This is a genomic window from Erwinia sp. GW821-FHT03D09, assembly GCF_059420805.1.
In genome coordinates, this window is sequence record NZ_JBWKUK010000008.1 from 66,113 (window position 1) to 81,851 (window position 15,739).

The window sequence follows — 15,739 nt, forward strand, 5'->3', positions numbered from 1 at the left end:
TAGGTGGGGCTTAAAGCTCCGCCTGTTTTTTTAATGCTTTTTAGTGTCGGTAGCGGTATGTCCTTTTGTGGATGTTTTACCGTTACCAGCCCCTTTTTCGTTGGGTGTTTGAACTGGTGATGACTGCCTTTAACTCTCACCAGATACCACCCATCGGCCTCTATCATTGCTATTGCATTCCTGCTATCCATCCTCCGGTTCTCTGTGTTGTTTTGATGGGGTTATAATAACTCTTGTTGTGTTAACGGTCAACTCATTGCGGGGTTATAGGGGTTATTTTGAAGGGAAGGAGTTGCAAACGGGATAAAGAGTTTTGTGTTACGGTGGCTTATTGATGCTAAATTTATGTGTTGTCTGGCGTAACGCAAAAGATAACACATAAATTCAATTTATTGTTTTATAATGGTTTTAACGTATAGCTCACACATATCGCAGTTGATATAGCGTTTGGTGATCAGTAGTGCCATCTTGGATGAAGTGCCGTTAAAAAAGTATTAGATTCGTACATATCTCTGCAGGAGAAAGATGTGTGTTTTTCTCATTAACTTAGCATACGTACTTTTGAGAATGCGTAATGTAACACATAATTTTCTTGCACCCAATAATAGTGATATTTTTTTGAGTATGAATTTTAAAATCGTTAGTTACGTTACATAATCATAGTTTTTTAATGTCATTAATAATGCATTAGTAATAGCCTTCGTAATGAAGGCCGATTGAAAATGGTTACTTTTTATTTGAACTAATTCTTTTTTGTTACTGTTTTGTAAATTTTATTTTGTCGGCTGTATATACTTCGGCTTTTCCATCATTACGTATGTAAGAAAAAGAACCAGCCATTGTCATAGTACCTTGAGATGTTATATATCCGGACCATGATTCAGAAAGGACATAGCTCCAGTCGGGATTTGGTCTGTGTCGAACAATATAGCTAATCGCACACGGATATTCTGACGAAAAAAAGCGAACCTTCCATCGCGACTGTTATAATCCATTTTACCAATAGGCGTTTTTTTATTGGCGAAGCTTAACTCGAAAGTTCCAGTATCTACATTGCTATTGATTATGTTTAAAGTGTAATTACCATCTTCGACAGTATATATTCTATCAATTTTATGAGGCATAAAACACATCCTTTTTTCAACTGAGGTTATGATGGTTAATTAAAAAATTCTTGTGATTTTTTGGTGGGTTTTCACTGCCCTAAGCGAATTTTTAATGTTTTATCTTTTCTGAGAAATAGTAATTTAAATGAATTTAAGAAGGTGGTATGTCGTTTATTATTTAGATGGTTGTTTATATATATAAATATAATTTATTGTATAAAATAATAGTATCGTGCGCAGCGATGCCGCGCACTTAACTTATTCAAGTCAACTTCTTAACCAGCGCCTCACTGTGTCGAATATGGCTGGTCGCGCGTTCAGGATCGCGCTGGATCAGTGCCATAAACAGCAGATCGGTCAGTGCCAGCTGCGCCATAGTGGAGGATATCGCGGCACTGCGGGTGGTTTGCTCCTCAGCCACAGTATAGAGACAGTGCGATGCCGCCTGCTGCAGCGTATTCGGCGTAAAGCCGGTAAAGGCCAGCACGGTGGCACCAATCCGTTGTGCTTCCTGCGCAGCCAGGTTAATTTCCCGGCGCTCGCCGGTATAGGAGATCGCCAGCAGCACATCGCCGGGGCTCATCGCCTGCACGCTGGCCAGCAGCGCATGCATATCCTGCTCTGCAACCGCGCTGATACCAATCTTCATCAGCTTCCACGAAAAATCTTTTGCCACTAAACCGGAAGCGCCAATACCCACCAGAACAATACGCTTCGCGTTTCGCAGCAGGCGCAGCGTCTCCAGCAGCATCTCTTCACTGTTGATATCCAGCGTGGCGCGAATGGCGGACATCTTTTCCGTAAACAGCTTTTCGCCCACGGTTTTAAGGGGGTCGTCGCTGAGAATAAGGTTATGCACGGTAATCGCATCTTTGTCCGCCAGCGACTCACTGAGTGCCAGTTTCAGCGCAGGGAAGCCTTTGTAGCCCAGCTTTTGGGCAAACTTAACGACACTTGACTGGCTTACGCCGGATTCATCCGCCAGCTTTTGTGAACTCAGGTGACGCGCGCGGTCCGGCTGCGACAGCAGGTAGTCAGCCAGGCGGCGCTCATTTAGTGCCAGGCTGGGATACAGCTGACGAATACGCAGCAGTGAACTCATCTCTTTTCCTCTTGCCAATTCGAATTCATCACGTTGAATTGACAGCAATGATAACAGGCATGACGCAAAGTCTAACCTACTGATTAGCAGTTTCCATGTTTTAGCGGGCCAAAATTCAGCGCGCTTCGGGCGAGCCGATAAGCGTGCCGGATTTTTCTGCTTCTCGTCGTTCCACTAACGTTTACACTGATCCTAGTGTAAAAACGGTTTATTTTGAATAAAATATTCAAAAAATGAAATATCTGTTCGAATTAAAAATTCAGTCAAGGGGAAAGAATGGATCTGGGTTCACTGGTGTCAGAAACCCGCAATGCGGACACTCTTGATCTCGACAGCCTGTCAACGCTGGAGATGGTCAGCAAATTTAATCAGCAGGATGCCACCGTGGCTGCGGCGGTCAGCCTGACTCTGCCGCAGGTGGCGCTGGCCGTTGATGCCGCCGCCGCCGCACTGGCTGCTGGTGGTCGCATCATTTATATGGGAGCCGGCACCAGCGGCCGCCTGGGCGTGCTGGATGCATCGGAATGCCCGCCGACCTTTGGTGTATCACCCGATCTGGTGATTGGCCTGATTGCCGGTGGGCCAGGGGCGATGTTTAAGGCCGTTGAGGGCGCTGAAGACGATGAACAACTGGGTGTCCGCGATTTGCAGGGGCTGGAGCTCAGCCCCAATGATATGGTAATCGGCCTGGCCGCTTCCGGCCGTACGCCTTATGTCATCGGTGCGCTACGTTATGCTCGCCAGCACGGTTGCCGCACTGCAGCTGTTTCCTGCAATCCTGGATCGCCAATTGCCTGCGAAGCCGAAATTGCTATTTCACCAGTGGTGGGGCCGGAAGCGCTAACCGGGTCAACCCGTCTGAAGTCCGGCACCGCACAAAAGCTGGTACTGAATATGATCTCCACCGGTGCGATGGTGAAAATCGGTAAGGTCTGGCAGAACCTGATGGTCGATATGAAAGCTACCAATATCAAGCTGGTGGACCGCGCGCGTCGTATGGTGTGCGAAGCTACGGGATGTAACCCTCAGCAGGCTGACGAAGCGCTAGAGCTGGTAGACTACGAAGTCAAAACGGCCATCCTGATGATCCTGGCCGATCTGTCGGGCTCCGAAGCGCGTCAGCGGCTTACCAGGCACGGAGGATTTCTGCGCGCTGCGCTCAACGAGCGGTAAAAGCGAGTTCTTCACTCACTTCTGAGTACACTTATTCTCTGTATGCTACAGGTGTAGCGTGCTTTGCTGTTGGTGAACTAAGCCCGACGGCGAAGACCGTGAGTAACGGGCCGATCGATGAGGCTGAACAACAGCTTCTTCTTCACCCATTTTTTAAGATTCATTGCCTGCGAGGAGTAAGGTTTGACAACCAGCCAGGAACGACGCGTTATTTTTTTCGATCTCGACGGCACGCTGCACCAGCAGGATATGTTTGGTACCTATATGCGCTGGATGCTGCGGCGTCAGCCATTAAACCTGCTGCTGGTTTTACCGCTGCTGCCGGTGGTGGCCGCGGGCCTGTTACTGCGTGGCCGCGCTGCGCGCTGGCCAATGAGCCTGCTGCTGTGGTCCATTACCTTCGGGCACAGCGAGCAGCGCCTGCTACAGCGGGAAAATGAGTTCGCCCGCTGGTTTCGCCAGCGCGTGAAGGCTTTTCCTGTGGTACAGCAGCGCCTGACGGACTACCTCAACAGCGATGATGCCGACGTTTGGTTAATCACTGGCTCGCCGCAGCCACTGGTAGAGCAGGTGTATTTCGATTCCGCGTTCCTGCCGAAGGTCAAATTGATCGCCAGCCAGATGACTCGTGCCAGGGGGGGGCGTGTGCTGGCACTGCGTTGTCTGGGGCACGAGAAAGTCGCGCAGCTGGAAGAGCAGATCGGCACGCCGCTCCAGCTCTACAGTGGGTACAGTGACAGCAATCAGGACAACCCGCTGCTGTTCTTCTGTCAGCATCGTTTCCGCGTAACCCCCGTAGGAGAGCTGCAACAGCTTGAATAAGCGAGGTCTGTCGGGCGTAATCAGTGTATAATTTCGCGCTTTTTTTCTGCGGGAGACTCAGGTGAGCGACAATAACGATGAATACTGGATGCGCCACGCGCTGATGCTGGCCCGCCGTGCCTGGGACGAAGGCGAAGTTCCGGTAGGCGCGGTGCTGGTTCACGAAGGGCGGGCGATCGGCGAAGGCTGGAACAGGCCAATCGGTCATCACGATCCTACCGCGCATGCGGAAATCATGGCGCTGCGCCAGGGAGGTAAAGTCATTGAAAATTACCGGCTGCTTAATACTACGCTGTACGTAACGCTGGAGCCGTGCGTGATGTGTGCAGGGGCGATGGTTCACAGCCGCATCGGCAGATTGGTTTTTGGCGCACGTGATGGAAAAACCGGGGCGGCAGGCTCACTGCTTGATGTGCTGGGGCATCCAGGCATGAACCACCAGGTACAAATAGAAGAAGGTATTCTGGCGACGGAGTGTGCGGCGATGCTGAGCGACTTTTTCCGCCATCGCCGTGCGGAGAAAAAAGCGCAGCGCCTGGCGGGGAAGACACTTTAGCCTCAGTTCATTGCTAACTGCGGCGGAACGGCGGGATAGGCATTACCCAACTCGGCCTCGGTTGCGGCCTTCTGCGCCAGTTTTCTTTCCTGATCCTCCAGATAGCCCACCAGGCTTATCTGATACTTCCTGATATTCTCGACATACGCGTAGGCTTCGTGCCCGCGTGCATAGCCATAGGTGGTCTGGCTGTAGTAACGCTTCTGGCTTAACATCGGCAGCCGCAGCTTTACATCGGCCCAGCTGTCAGGATTGCCCTGCTGTTTTTCCGTCAGCTTGCGCGCATCCAGCATATGGGCGTAGCCCATATTATAAGCGGCAAGGGCGAACCAGATGCGTTCATCATCCGGGATGCCCGCAGGCACTTTCTCCATCATCTTCACCAGGTACTCGCTGCCGCCGCGCACGCTTTGCTCGGGATCGGTCCGGTCCGTAACATTCAGGCTGTCTGCGGTGTTACGCGTTAACATCATCATCCCGCGCACGCCGGTTGGCGAAGTAGCCTGAGGGTTCCAGTGTGATTCCTGGTAAGAAATTGCCGCCAGCAGCCGCCAGTCGATGCTCTGCGCATATTTTTCAAACAGCGGCTGGATCGCCGGCAGCGTGCCGTCAATGGCCCGCAGGAACGTCCGGGTGTCAACATAGTCAAAGGTACCGACGTGGCCGAGATACTTTTCATCCAGCCGTGCCATCGCGTCTTCTTCACCCATCTGATTATAGAAGTCGAGCATCGCCGCATTCAGGCTGTCGTCCTGCTCACGCGGGATATACCAGGTGACAGGTTCTTCATCCGTGATATCAAATGCCACTGCCAGCTGCGGATGGATGCGTTGCATCAGGCCAATGGTTACCGAATCGCCGACCGTATACTCGATCTTGCCATCGGCCACGGCCTGCAGCAGCGTCTGCGGCGTTTGATCGGTGGAGATCGCCCAATCGAGATCCGGGTACTGATTCTCTTTCGAACCACGCAGGGTAGAAAGATAGGCCGAACCGGACGCCACAATTAGCCGTCCCTTAAGATCGCCGAGATTCTTCGGTCTCGTTGCTCCGATGCGGTACACCAGCTGCTGCGAAACGGAATAGTAGGTCGGTCCGGCACGGAAATGCGCCAGACGTTCATTGTTGTAGATTAAACCGGCCGCCAGCACATCAGCTTTGTCATCTTCCAGATCGTCAAACAGATCGCTCAGGTTCGGGCGCACGGTTACTTCCAGCTTCACACCAAGATAATCGGCGAAGCGTTTTGCCAGCTCGTAGTCCATACCAGCAGGTGATTTATTCACGGTGTAGTAAGTCAGAGGAGAATTTATCGTGCTTACACGTAAAACTCCTCGCGATTTTATCTGCGCGATGCGGTCGGTTGCACCGCCGTACCAGGGTATCGACGGCCACAGTGCAAGCGCGAGCAGCACCATCACCAGCCCGGTGAGCAGGTAGTTTAATTTTAGGCGTTTCAAATAGTTATCTCTCGGTGGCTCTCGGGCATCTGTCTTTAATGGCAGTATTTATTGGCTATAATTGCTCCTGAGCGTGGAGCATTTTGCTCAAGTCCGAGTGGCATCGCAACCTAAATCAACCTGAATCGTGCGATTTTCAGCCAATTCTGGATGCCGATTAATTCTGCGCAAACGGTTTCGTAACCGGTGGGGATTCTCTATAATAGCGCCCGTTTTCCCTGTTGCGCCCAATGAAGCGTCGCCCGGCGCTTCGAGACGAGAGATCTTTAATGATGGAAATTCTGCGTGGTTCGCCCGCCCTGTCGGCATTTCGTATTAACAAACTGCTGACCCGCTTTCAGGACGCTCACCTGCCGGTGAGTGATATTTACGCCGAGTACGTCCATTTCGCCGATGTCAGCGCACCGCTTGATGCGGATGCTAAAGCGCGCCTGCAGCGCCTGCTGAAATACGGTCCTTCTCTCGCTGAGCATACCCCGGAAGGCCGCCTGCTGCTGGTGACCCCGCGTCCCGGCACGATCTCCCCGTGGTCATCCAAAGCGACCGATATCGCCCACAACTGCGACCTGCCACAGGTTCTGCGCCTTGAGCGCGGCCTGGCCTTCTATATTCAGGCTCCACAGCTGACCGATGCGCAATGGGGCACGTTGGCTGCTCTGCTGCACGACCGCATGATGGAAACCGTCTTTACGGATCTGAATCAGGCCGAGCAGCTGTTCGCACACCATCAGCCCGCGCCGGTACAGAGCGTGGACGTGCTGGGTGAAGGTCGTGATGCGCTGGTTCAGGCTAATATCAAGCTGGGCCTGGCACTGGCCGAGGATGAGATCGACTACCTGCTGGCCGCGTTTGAAAAACTGGGGCGCAACCCGAACGATATCGAGCTCTATATGTTTGCTCAGGCAAACTCAGAGCACTGCCGTCACAAAATTTTTAATGCCGACTGGGTGATTGACGGTGAACAGCAGCCAAAATCTCTGTTCAAGATGATCAAAAACACCTTTGAGAAAACCCCGGACCACGTGCTGTCTGCCTATAAAGACAATGCCGCGGTAATGGAAGGTTCTCAGGTGGGGCGTTTCTACGCTGACCGCCAGGGCGCCTATGATTTCCATCAGGAAGACACGCATATCCTGATGAAGGTAGAAACCCATAACCACCCGACGGCGATTTCGCCGTGGCCGGGTGCGGCGACCGGTTCCGGTGGCGAAATCCGTGATGAAGGCGCGACCGGACGCGGCGCGAAACCAAAAGCCGGTCTGGTTGGCTTCTCCGTATCTAACCTGCGTATCCCGGGTTTTGAACAGCCGTGGGAAGAAGATTTCGGCAAGCCGGATCGTATCGTAACCGCACTGGATATCATGACCGAAGGCCCTCTGGGTGGCGCGGCGTTTAACAACGAATTTGGTCGCCCGGCGCTGAACGGCTACTTCCGTACCTATGAAGAGCGCGTCAACAGCCATAACGGCGAAGAGCTGCGCGGCTACCATAAGCCAATCATGCTGGCTGGCGGTATTGGTAACATCCGTGCCGATCACGTGCAGAAAGGCGAAATCACCGTCGGTGCCAAGCTGATCGTACTGGGTGGCCCGGCGATGAATATCGGTCTGGGCGGCGGTGCGGCCTCATCCATGGCTTCCGGGCAGTCGGATGCCGATCTGGACTTCGCCTCCGTACAGCGCGACAACCCGGAAATGGAACGCCGCTGCCAGGAAGTGATCGACCGCTGCTGGCAGATGGGTGAAGCCAACCCGATTCTGTTTATCCACGACGTGGGTGCGGGTGGCCTGTCCAATGCCATGCCGGAACTGGTCAGCGACGGCGAGCGCGGCGGTCGTTTCAATCTGCGCGACATCCTCAATGATGAACCGGGCATGAGCCCGCTGGAAGTCTGGTGTAACGAATCCCAGGAGCGTTACGTGCTGGCGGTTGCGCCGGAGAGCATCGCGCTGTTTGACGAGCTGTGCAAACGCGAACGCGCTCCGTATGCGGTGATTGGTGAAGCCACCGAGGAGATGCATCTGTCGCTGGCCGACAGCCATTTCGACAACACGCCAATTGACCTGCCGCTGGACGTACTGCTGGGCAAAACGCCAAAAATGACCCGCGATGTAGCCAGCCTGAAGGCAAAAGGCGACGCGCTGGTTCGCGACAATATCTCGATTGCTGATGCGGTAAACCGCGTCCTGCATCTGCCGACCGTTGCGGAGAAAACCTTCCTCGTAACCATCGGTGACCGTTCTGTCACCGGTATGGTAGCGCGCGATCAGATGGTTGGCCCTTGGCAGATCCCGGTCGCCAACAGCGCGATCACCACCGCCAGCCTCGACAGCTACTACGGTGAAGCGATGGCGCTCGGCGAACGTGCGCCGGTTGCGCTGCTGGACTTCGCTGCCTCCGGTCGTCTGGCCGTGGGCGAAGCGCTGACCAACATTGCTGCGACTCAGATTGGTCCGCTGACGCGCATTAAACTTTCCGCTAACTGGATGGCCGCAGCCGGCCACCCGGGTGAAGATGCGGGCCTGTACGAAGCGGTGAAAGCCGTCGGCGAAGAGCTGTGCCCGGCGCTGGGTATCACTATCCCGGTAGGTAAAGACTCTATGTCGATGAAAACCCGCTGGCAGGAAGGTGCCGGGCAGCGTGAGATGACTTCTCCGCTGTCGCTGGTGATCACCGCCTTTGCCCGCGTGGAAGACGTGCGCAAAACCGCAACCCCACAGCTGCAAACCGTGGATAACCGGCTGCTGCTGATTGACCTCGGCAACGGCGTAAATGCGCTGGGTGCAACGGCACTGTCTCAGGTTTATCGTCAGCTGGGTGACAAACCTGCCGACGTGCGCGATGCGAAGCAGCTGGCCGGATTCTGGAATGCGATTCAGACCCTGGTTGCCGATGGCAAACTGCTGGCTTACCACGACCGTTCCGACGGTGGCCTGCTGGTGACGCTGGCGGAAATGGCCTTTACCGGCCACTGCGGCGTTGAGGCAGACATTGCCGCGCTGGGCAGCGACAGTCTGGCTGCGCTGTTCAACGAAGAGCTGGGCGCGGTGATTCAGGTTGCTGCAGCAGACTGCGCTGCGGTTGAGCAGGTGTTTGCTGCCAACGGACTGGGCGACAGCGTTCACGTGCTGGGTCGTGCGGTAGAGGGCGATCGCTTTGTGATTACCTCCGGCGATTCTGCGGTGTACAGCGAAAGCCGTACCACGCTGCGTACCTGGTGGGCAGAAACCACCTGGCAGATGCAGCGCCTGCGCGACAACCCGATCTGCGCAGACCAGGAACACGAAGCCAAGAAAGACAACAGCGATCCGGGCCTGAACGTCAAACTGACCTTCAAGCCAGAAGAAGATATTGCCGCACCGTTTATTGCCACCGGCGCGCGTCCAAAAGTTGCCGTACTGCGCGAGCAGGGCGTTAACTCCCACGTTGAGATGGCGGCTGCCTTCCATCGTGCCGGGTTTGATGCGGTTGACGTGCATATGAGCGATTTGCTTGCGGGTCGTCGTGGTCTGACCGACGTTCAGGCACTGGTTGCCTGCGGCGGCTTCTCCTACGGCGATGTGCTGGGTGCCGGTGAAGGCTGGGCAAAATCGATTCTGTTCAACAGCCGCGTCCGTGATGAGTTCGAAACCTTCTTCCACCGTCCGCAGACGCTGGCGCTGGGCGTATGTAACGGTTGCCAGATGATGTCCAATCTGCGCGAGCTGATCCCGGGTAGCGAAGAGTGGCCACGCTTTGTGCGTAACCAGTCCGAGCGTTTTGAAGCCCGCTTCAGCCTGGTAGAAGTTGCGGCCAGCCCGTCTCTGCTGTTGGATGGTATGGTCGGTTCTCGTATGCCGATTGCGGTGTCGCACGGTGAAGGCTTTGTTGAAGTGCGTAGCGATGCGCATCTGGCACAGCTTGAGCAGAAAGGTCTGGTGGCGCTGCGCTTTGTCGATAACTTCGGCAACGTGACCCAGCAGTACCCGGCTAACCCGAACGGGTCTCCAAACGGTATTACGGCGGTGACTAACGAAAGCGGTCGCGTAACGATTATGATGCCGCACCCGGAGCGCGTGTTCCGTACCGTCAGCAACTCCTGGCACCCGGCAGAGTGGGGCGAGGACAGCCCGTGGATGCGTATTTTCCGCAATGCGCGTAAGCAGCTGGGCTGATACCTGTGTGAGTAGCTTGCTGTAAATCAGCGGGCTAATGGCAGGTTTGAAAAAGCCACCGTCCTTTGGGATGGTGGCTTTTTTTTATCATTTACTTCTCCGAAACGGGTGGCAAGATGAAAAGCTTTGCTGGAATCGCGGTGAACGAGGGCCAGCCTGGGCGGCTGCCGGGCGGTCCTCGCGCCGCCTTGCGGTGCCTTCGGTTTCGGTATCGGGCCTTGCGGATCGGCGTGGAGCGGGCGTCCTGCCCGCGCCACGCCTGAGCGCAGCATCCATGCTGCTCTCTCCGGTCCCGCTACCTGCACCTCAGCGCTGCGGATTGCCCGGCAGCCGCCCAGGCTGGCCCTCTTCCGGAAATTGCCGTGGCTTCTTTTCTGCGTTGAGACAGGTTCAGTCATGAGTATTAACTTGATCGGCAAGCTGATTTTGCTTTCATTATCTGAATGACCAGCGGGTTTTCCTGTCTGTGTCGTTATCTGGAGTGGGTAATGTGGGCCAGTTTCACTTGAGGTCCGATGGGATGATGAAAGCCGATCTTTTAAAGCAGCGACTCCGGTATCAAAGCGCAGACGGGTTGGCCCCGGAAATCGACAATCCGCAGCGCTGAACGCACGCAGTGAAGGCACCACGCAACGCGTGGCGCGAGGACCAGTCCGTTTCCGGGGCCAACCCGTCTGCGCCAGCATCAAAATCATCAGCTCCGAAACCACCAGCACCAAAATCATCAGCACCGAAATCATCAGCACCGGAATTACCAGCCTCAGCCCACTGTTGCATTTCCCCGACAATCTACTCAAACCACTGTCTCCAAAAGGAGACATTTAACTCATTGATTTAAATGGCACGTTTCGCGCATCGCAAAAAGTGTTTCTTTTCAGCGACACTCATCCGGACCGACTGGTCAAAATAGCGTGCCGACCCAACTCAGTGAAAACCTAAAAAATCACCATTTTATAATAAGTTAAAACATGAATTGTAAAACTGGCACGATGATTGCTATAATCTGCTCAGCGGCTCATTCACCTGGTTATGACAGCCCTGCGCAAGCGGTCTAGTGCCCATAACGCCCAGAATGACGCACAAAACGGAGCCTGTCGTCCACCCCACCGATAATCGTTCACTCTGTGACGTTATCAAACATCGGACACAACGTTGAGTTAGGCTCCACCTATTCAGCCTCGCTGCTTACTATGCAGCGTCGCCCGATGGCCGGTTCAGTGAACCGGCCATTTTCATTTCATCGCCTGGCTTTCCTCGCCGCCCACTCTCCGCTAGCATCACAGATAACCTGAACAAGAGATCAATCCGTGAAGAAATGGCGTCTGTTTCCACGATCGCTGCGTCAGCTGGTGCTGATGGCGTTTTTACTGGTGTTATTACCGCTGCTGGTGCTGGCATGGCAGGCCTGGGAAAGCCTGTCGGCGTTGAGCGATCGCGCGGCGGATACTAACCGTACCACCCTGACCGATGTGCGGCGCAGTGAAGCAATGGCGCGTACGGCGCTGGAACTGGAGCGCAGTTATCGTCAGTACTGCGTACTGGATAACCCGATGCTGCAAAAGCTCTATCAAACTCAGCACAGCCGCTATTCGCAAATGCTTGATGCCCACGCACCGGTACTGCCAGACATCCGCACTTACCAGGCGCTGCGTCAAAGCCTTACTCAGCTGAGCCAGATAAAATGCGACAACAGCACACCGGTAAAAGCCGCCGCCGATCAGCTGGAGGCATTTTCTTCCGCCAACGCTGAACTGGTGCAAACTACCCGCGAAGTGGTTTTCTCGCGCGGCCTGCAGTTACAGCGTGAAATTGCCGATAGGGGACAGTATTTTGGCTGGCAGGCGCTGACACTGTTCCTGCTCAGCCTCGGGCTGGTGGTGTTGTTTACCCGCATGATTATCGGGCCGGTGAAAGCCGTCGAGCGGATGATTAACCGTCTGGGCGAAGGGCAACAGCTTGAACAGGACCTGATGTTCAAAGGACCGCGTGAAATTCGCTCTTTGGGGCAGCGCATACTGTGGCTGAGCGAGCGGCTGACCTGGCTTGAGTCCCAGCGCCACGAGTTCCTGCGCCATATCTCTCACGAGCTGAAAACGCCGCTGGCCAGCATGCGTGAAGGAACGGAATTGCTTGCCGATCAGATAGCTGGCCCCTTAACCGCTGACCAGAAAGAAGTCGTTAGTATTCTCAATGACAGTAGCCGTCGCCTGCAAACGCTGATTGAGCAGCTGCTGGACTACAATCGTAAGCTGGCCGATGGACCACTGCCGCTTGAGGATGTGCAGCTGGCCCCGCTGGTTGAAACGCTGGTTGCCAGCCACAACCTCACGGCTCGCGCTAAGATGATACACACCGACATCGATCTTCAGCTCGCCAGCTGTCGTGCGGAGCCGACATTGCTGCTGCGGGCGATCGATAATCTTTACTCCAATGCTGTACACTACGGCGCAGAATCAGGCCGTATCTGGGTCCGCAGCCGCCAGCAGGGAGACCGGGCAATTATTGAAGTTGCCAACACCGGCACGCCGATCCCGACCGCAGAGCGGGCGATGATCTTTGAACCTTTCTTCCAGGGCAACATGCAGCGAAAGGGGGCCGTTAAAGGCAGCGGGCTGGGGCTGAGTATTGCAAAAGACTGCCTGCAGCGTTTGCAGGGTGATTTACAGCTGGTTGACAGCAAGGAAGCGGATGTTTGCTTCCGTATCGAATTAAATACCACCGCCGGGAATGACTAGTCATGCGCTTTTCACCTTTATCTGCTCTGTTGTCTCTGGATCGAACCGGCAAACTCGCTGCGGTGTCACTGCTGATCCCACTGATATTTGGCTGCAGCCAGGTGCCGGAGAAGAACAGCAATCTGACGCATGATTCATTCAGCGAATCTGAACGCCGCGTTGTGGATTTCCAGGCGGTCTCCTGCGGCCAGGTCTGGGCCTTTAACAACGCGCAGGTGGTCAACAACCCGCTCTACTGGCTGCGAACAATGGACTGTGCCCTGCGCCTGTCACCTGCCGAAGCTCGCGTCGAAGCGCGCCGCTGGCCGGCGGATAACTGGCAGAGCCGTTTTAAACAGGCCGTACTGCTCAGCAACGGTAACGTCACGCCCGTGGAGCGCCGCCAGTATTTACATCGTCTTGATGATTATAGCTACGACTACCCGACCGCCGTGCGCCCGTTACTGGCCATGTGGCGGGAAGGGCAGGGATCGCTGTTGCAGCTTTCGGCAGAGCGCACGCGCTACGCGGCGCTGCAACAGACCAGCGATGCGCAGCTTGATGCGCTGCGCCAGCAGGAAATCGCGCTGAACCAGGAGCTGGCGGTGACCCGGCGCAAGCTGGATTCCCTGACCGACATCGAGCGCCAGCTTTCATCACGCCGTTCGCCCGATGCGGCCGACAGCAGCCACGCGGCGGATAAATCCGTACCGGACGACGCAACATCATCCGGTAATAAATCAGAGGACGATGCAACGCCATGATAAAAAAATCAGCCCGCCTGCTGCTGGTGGATGACGACCCCAGCCTGCTTAAACTCCTCGGTATGCGCCTCAGTAGTGAAGGTTTTGCCGTCACCACCGCCGAAAGTGGCCCGGAAGCGCTGCGGGTGCTGGACCGTGAAACTATCGATCTGGCGATTAGCGATCTGCGCATGGATGAAATGGACGGGATGGCGCTGTTTGCCGAAATCCAGAAACGTCATCCCGGTATGCCGGTGATCATTCTTACCGCGCATGGTTCTATCCCGGATGCCGTTGCCGCTACGCAGCAAGGTGTGTTCAGTTTCCTGACCAAGCCGGTGGACCGTGATGCGCTGTACAAAGCCATCGATGAGGCGCTGGCGCACCGGGTGCCAACGACGGACGAGTCGTGGAGCGAAAATATTGTCACCCGCAGCCCGCTGATGCTGCGTCTGCTGGAACAGGCGCGGCTGGTGGCGCATTCCGACGTCAGCGTGCTGATTAACGGTCAGAGTGGAACCGGAAAAGAGATTCTGGCGCAGGCGATCCATGCGGCCAGCCCGCGCGCGGGCAAAGCGTTTATCGCGATTAACTGCGGTGCGCTGCCGGAGCAGCTGCTGGAATCTGAGCTGTTTGGCCATGCGAAAGGGGCTTTTACCGGTGCGGTGAGCAGTCGGGAAGGGCTGTTCCAGGCCGCCGAGGGGGGAACGCTGTTCCTCGACGAAATTGGTGATATGCCGCAGGCACTGCAGGTCAAACTACTACGCGTGTTGCAGGAGCGCAAAGTGCGCCCGCTGGGCAGCAACCGCGATCTGGATATCGATGTGCGCATTATCTCCGCCACCCATCGCGATCTGCCAAAAGCGATGGAGAGAAAAGAGTTTCGCGAAGATTTGTTCTATCGTTTAAATGTGGTCAATTTGAAGATCCCGGCCCTGCACGAAAGAGCCGAGGATATTCCGCTGCTGGCCAATCATTTATTGAAGCAGTCGGCGGCGCGACACAAGCCGTTTGTCCGCAGCTTCTCCAGCGACGCGATGCATCGCCTGATGGCCGCCAGCTGGCCGGGGAATGTGCGCCAGCTGGTGAATGTGATTGAACAGTGTGTGGCGCTGACCTCGGCACCGGTCATCGGCGACGCGCTGGTTGAACAGGCGCTGGCCGGAGAAAATACGGCGCTGCCCACGTTTGCGGAGGCGCGTAATCAGTTCGAGCTTAACTACCTGCGTAAGCTGCTGCAAATGACCAAAGGAAATGTGACCAATGCCGCCCGAATGGCGGGGCGCAATCGTACCGAGTTTTATAAACTGCTGTCGCGACACGAACTGGACGCCGCCGATTTTAAAGAATAATTTTCAGTGCCGTTTTCACTATCAATTATGGTAGTTTAGCTGCCTGAAAAAAGAGACAGACCGCGCCGCGTGACCTGTCCGGTGAAGTTAATCGTTGATTACCCGTCCGTTACCGGAGGGAGAAATAAGGGTCTGCTATGAAAAAGATCGATGCAATTATTAAGCCGTTCAAACTGGATGACGTGCGCGAAGCGCTGGCGGAAGTCGGCATCACCGGTATGACGGTAACGGAAGTAAAAGGTTTTGGTCGTCAGAAAGGCCACACCGAGCTGTATCGCGGAGCTGAATATATGGTCGATTTTCTGCCAAAAGTGAAAATCGAAATCGTTGTGGCTGATGATATTGTCGATACCTGTGTCGATACCATTATGAACACAGCACAGACCGGTAAAATCGGCGACGGTAAGATTTTCGTATTTGATGTGGCGCGCGTTGTGCGTATCCGCACCGGTGAAGAAGACGAAGAAGCGATTTAATCGCTGTCTTTTACTTGCGTAACAGGGCCTGAATATTCAGGCCCTGTTCAATTCTGGCGTTACGATCGGCAGAGTGGTGTG

Annotated in this window: 11 protein-coding genes and 1 pseudogene; 8 read left to right on the plus strand and 4 right to left on the minus strand. The window is 54.9% G+C overall.

What is annotated here, in order from left to right; translation table 11 throughout:
• Positions 1 to 17 precede the first annotated feature (17 nt).
• A pseudogene (locus AC07U6_RS09620) lies at positions 18 to 191 on the minus strand (type II toxin-antitoxin system HicA family toxin); the annotation flags it as partial.
• Positions 192 to 1,368: 1,177 nt separating this feature from the next.
• Positions 1,369 to 2,208 (minus strand): MurR/RpiR family transcriptional regulator, encoded by an 840-nt coding sequence (locus AC07U6_RS09625; RefSeq protein ID WP_105593196.1) that lies wholly within the window; start codon positions 2,206 to 2,208, stop codon positions 1,369 to 1,371.
• Between the two features lie 276 nt (positions 2,209 to 2,484).
• Between AC07U6_RS09625 and murQ the strand changes: the two genes are divergently transcribed.
• The 3 genes from murQ (at position 2,485) to tadA (ending at position 4,759) form a co-directional block, all read left to right on the plus strand.
• A complete protein-coding gene (gene murQ, locus AC07U6_RS09630; RefSeq protein WP_494763478.1) occupies positions 2,485 to 3,381 on the plus strand; it encodes an N-acetylmuramic acid 6-phosphate etherase in 897 nt (298 codons plus the stop codon).
• Between the two features lie 183 nt (positions 3,382 to 3,564).
• Complete coding sequence (gene yfhb, locus AC07U6_RS09635) at positions 3,565 to 4,203, plus strand: phosphatidylglycerophosphatase C (RefSeq protein WP_494763477.1); 639 nt, start codon at positions 3,565 to 3,567, stop codon at positions 4,201 to 4,203.
• 61 nt (positions 4,204 to 4,264) lie between these two features.
• Positions 4,265 to 4,759, plus strand: a complete 495-nt coding sequence (gene tadA / locus AC07U6_RS09640) for a tRNA adenosine(34) deaminase TadA (RefSeq protein ID WP_494763476.1) — start codon at positions 4,265 to 4,267, stop codon at positions 4,757 to 4,759.
• A gap of 2 nt (positions 4,760 to 4,761) precedes the next feature.
• Here tadA and mltF read toward each other — a convergent pair whose 3' ends face one another.
• Complete coding sequence (gene mltF / locus AC07U6_RS09645) at positions 4,762 to 6,219, minus strand: membrane-bound lytic murein transglycosylase MltF (RefSeq protein ID WP_494763475.1); 1,458 nt, start codon at positions 6,217 to 6,219, stop codon at positions 4,762 to 4,764.
• A gap of 269 nt (positions 6,220 to 6,488) precedes the next feature.
• Between mltF and purL the strand changes: the two genes are divergently transcribed.
• On the plus strand, positions 6,489 to 10,373 hold the full coding sequence (purL, locus tag AC07U6_RS09650) for a phosphoribosylformylglycinamidine synthase (protein WP_494763474.1): 3,885 nt from the start codon (positions 6,489 to 6,491) through the stop codon (positions 10,371 to 10,373).
• A 26-nt stretch (positions 10,374 to 10,399) separates the two neighbouring features.
• Here purL and AC07U6_RS09655 read toward each other — a convergent pair whose 3' ends face one another.
• Positions 10,400 to 11,194, minus strand: coding sequence for a hypothetical protein (locus AC07U6_RS09655; protein ID WP_494763473.1), 795 nt, complete (start codon positions 11,192 to 11,194; stop codon positions 10,400 to 10,402).
• 486 nt (positions 11,195 to 11,680) lie between these two features.
• Here AC07U6_RS09655 and AC07U6_RS09660 point away from each other — a divergent pair, with 486 nt between their 5' ends.
• The 4 genes from AC07U6_RS09660 to glnB all read left to right on the plus strand — a co-directional run bounded on the left by AC07U6_RS09660 (position 11,681) and on the right by glnB (position 15,658).
• On the plus strand, positions 11,681 to 13,108 hold the full coding sequence (locus AC07U6_RS09660) for a sensor histidine kinase (RefSeq protein ID WP_494763472.1): 1,428 nt from the start codon (positions 11,681 to 11,683) through the stop codon (positions 13,106 to 13,108).
• Positions 13,109 to 13,110: 2 nt separating this feature from the next.
• A complete protein-coding gene (gene qseG / locus AC07U6_RS09665; RefSeq protein WP_494763471.1) occupies positions 13,111 to 13,851 on the plus strand; it encodes a two-component system QseEF-associated lipoprotein QseG in 741 nt (246 codons plus the stop codon).
• The gene (gene glrR, locus AC07U6_RS09670) at positions 13,848 to 15,182 is read left to right on the plus strand and encodes a two-component system response regulator GlrR (protein WP_494763470.1); all 1,335 of its coding nucleotides are present in this window, start codon (positions 13,848 to 13,850) and stop codon (positions 15,180 to 15,182) included. The genes qseG and glrR overlap by 4 nt, the downstream gene beginning before the upstream one ends.
• Before the next feature lie 137 nt (positions 15,183 to 15,319).
• A complete protein-coding gene (gene glnB / locus AC07U6_RS09675; protein WP_056238873.1) occupies positions 15,320 to 15,658 on the plus strand; it encodes a nitrogen regulatory protein P-II in 339 nt (112 codons plus the stop codon).
• The last annotated feature ends 81 nt before the right edge of the window (positions 15,659 to 15,739 follow it).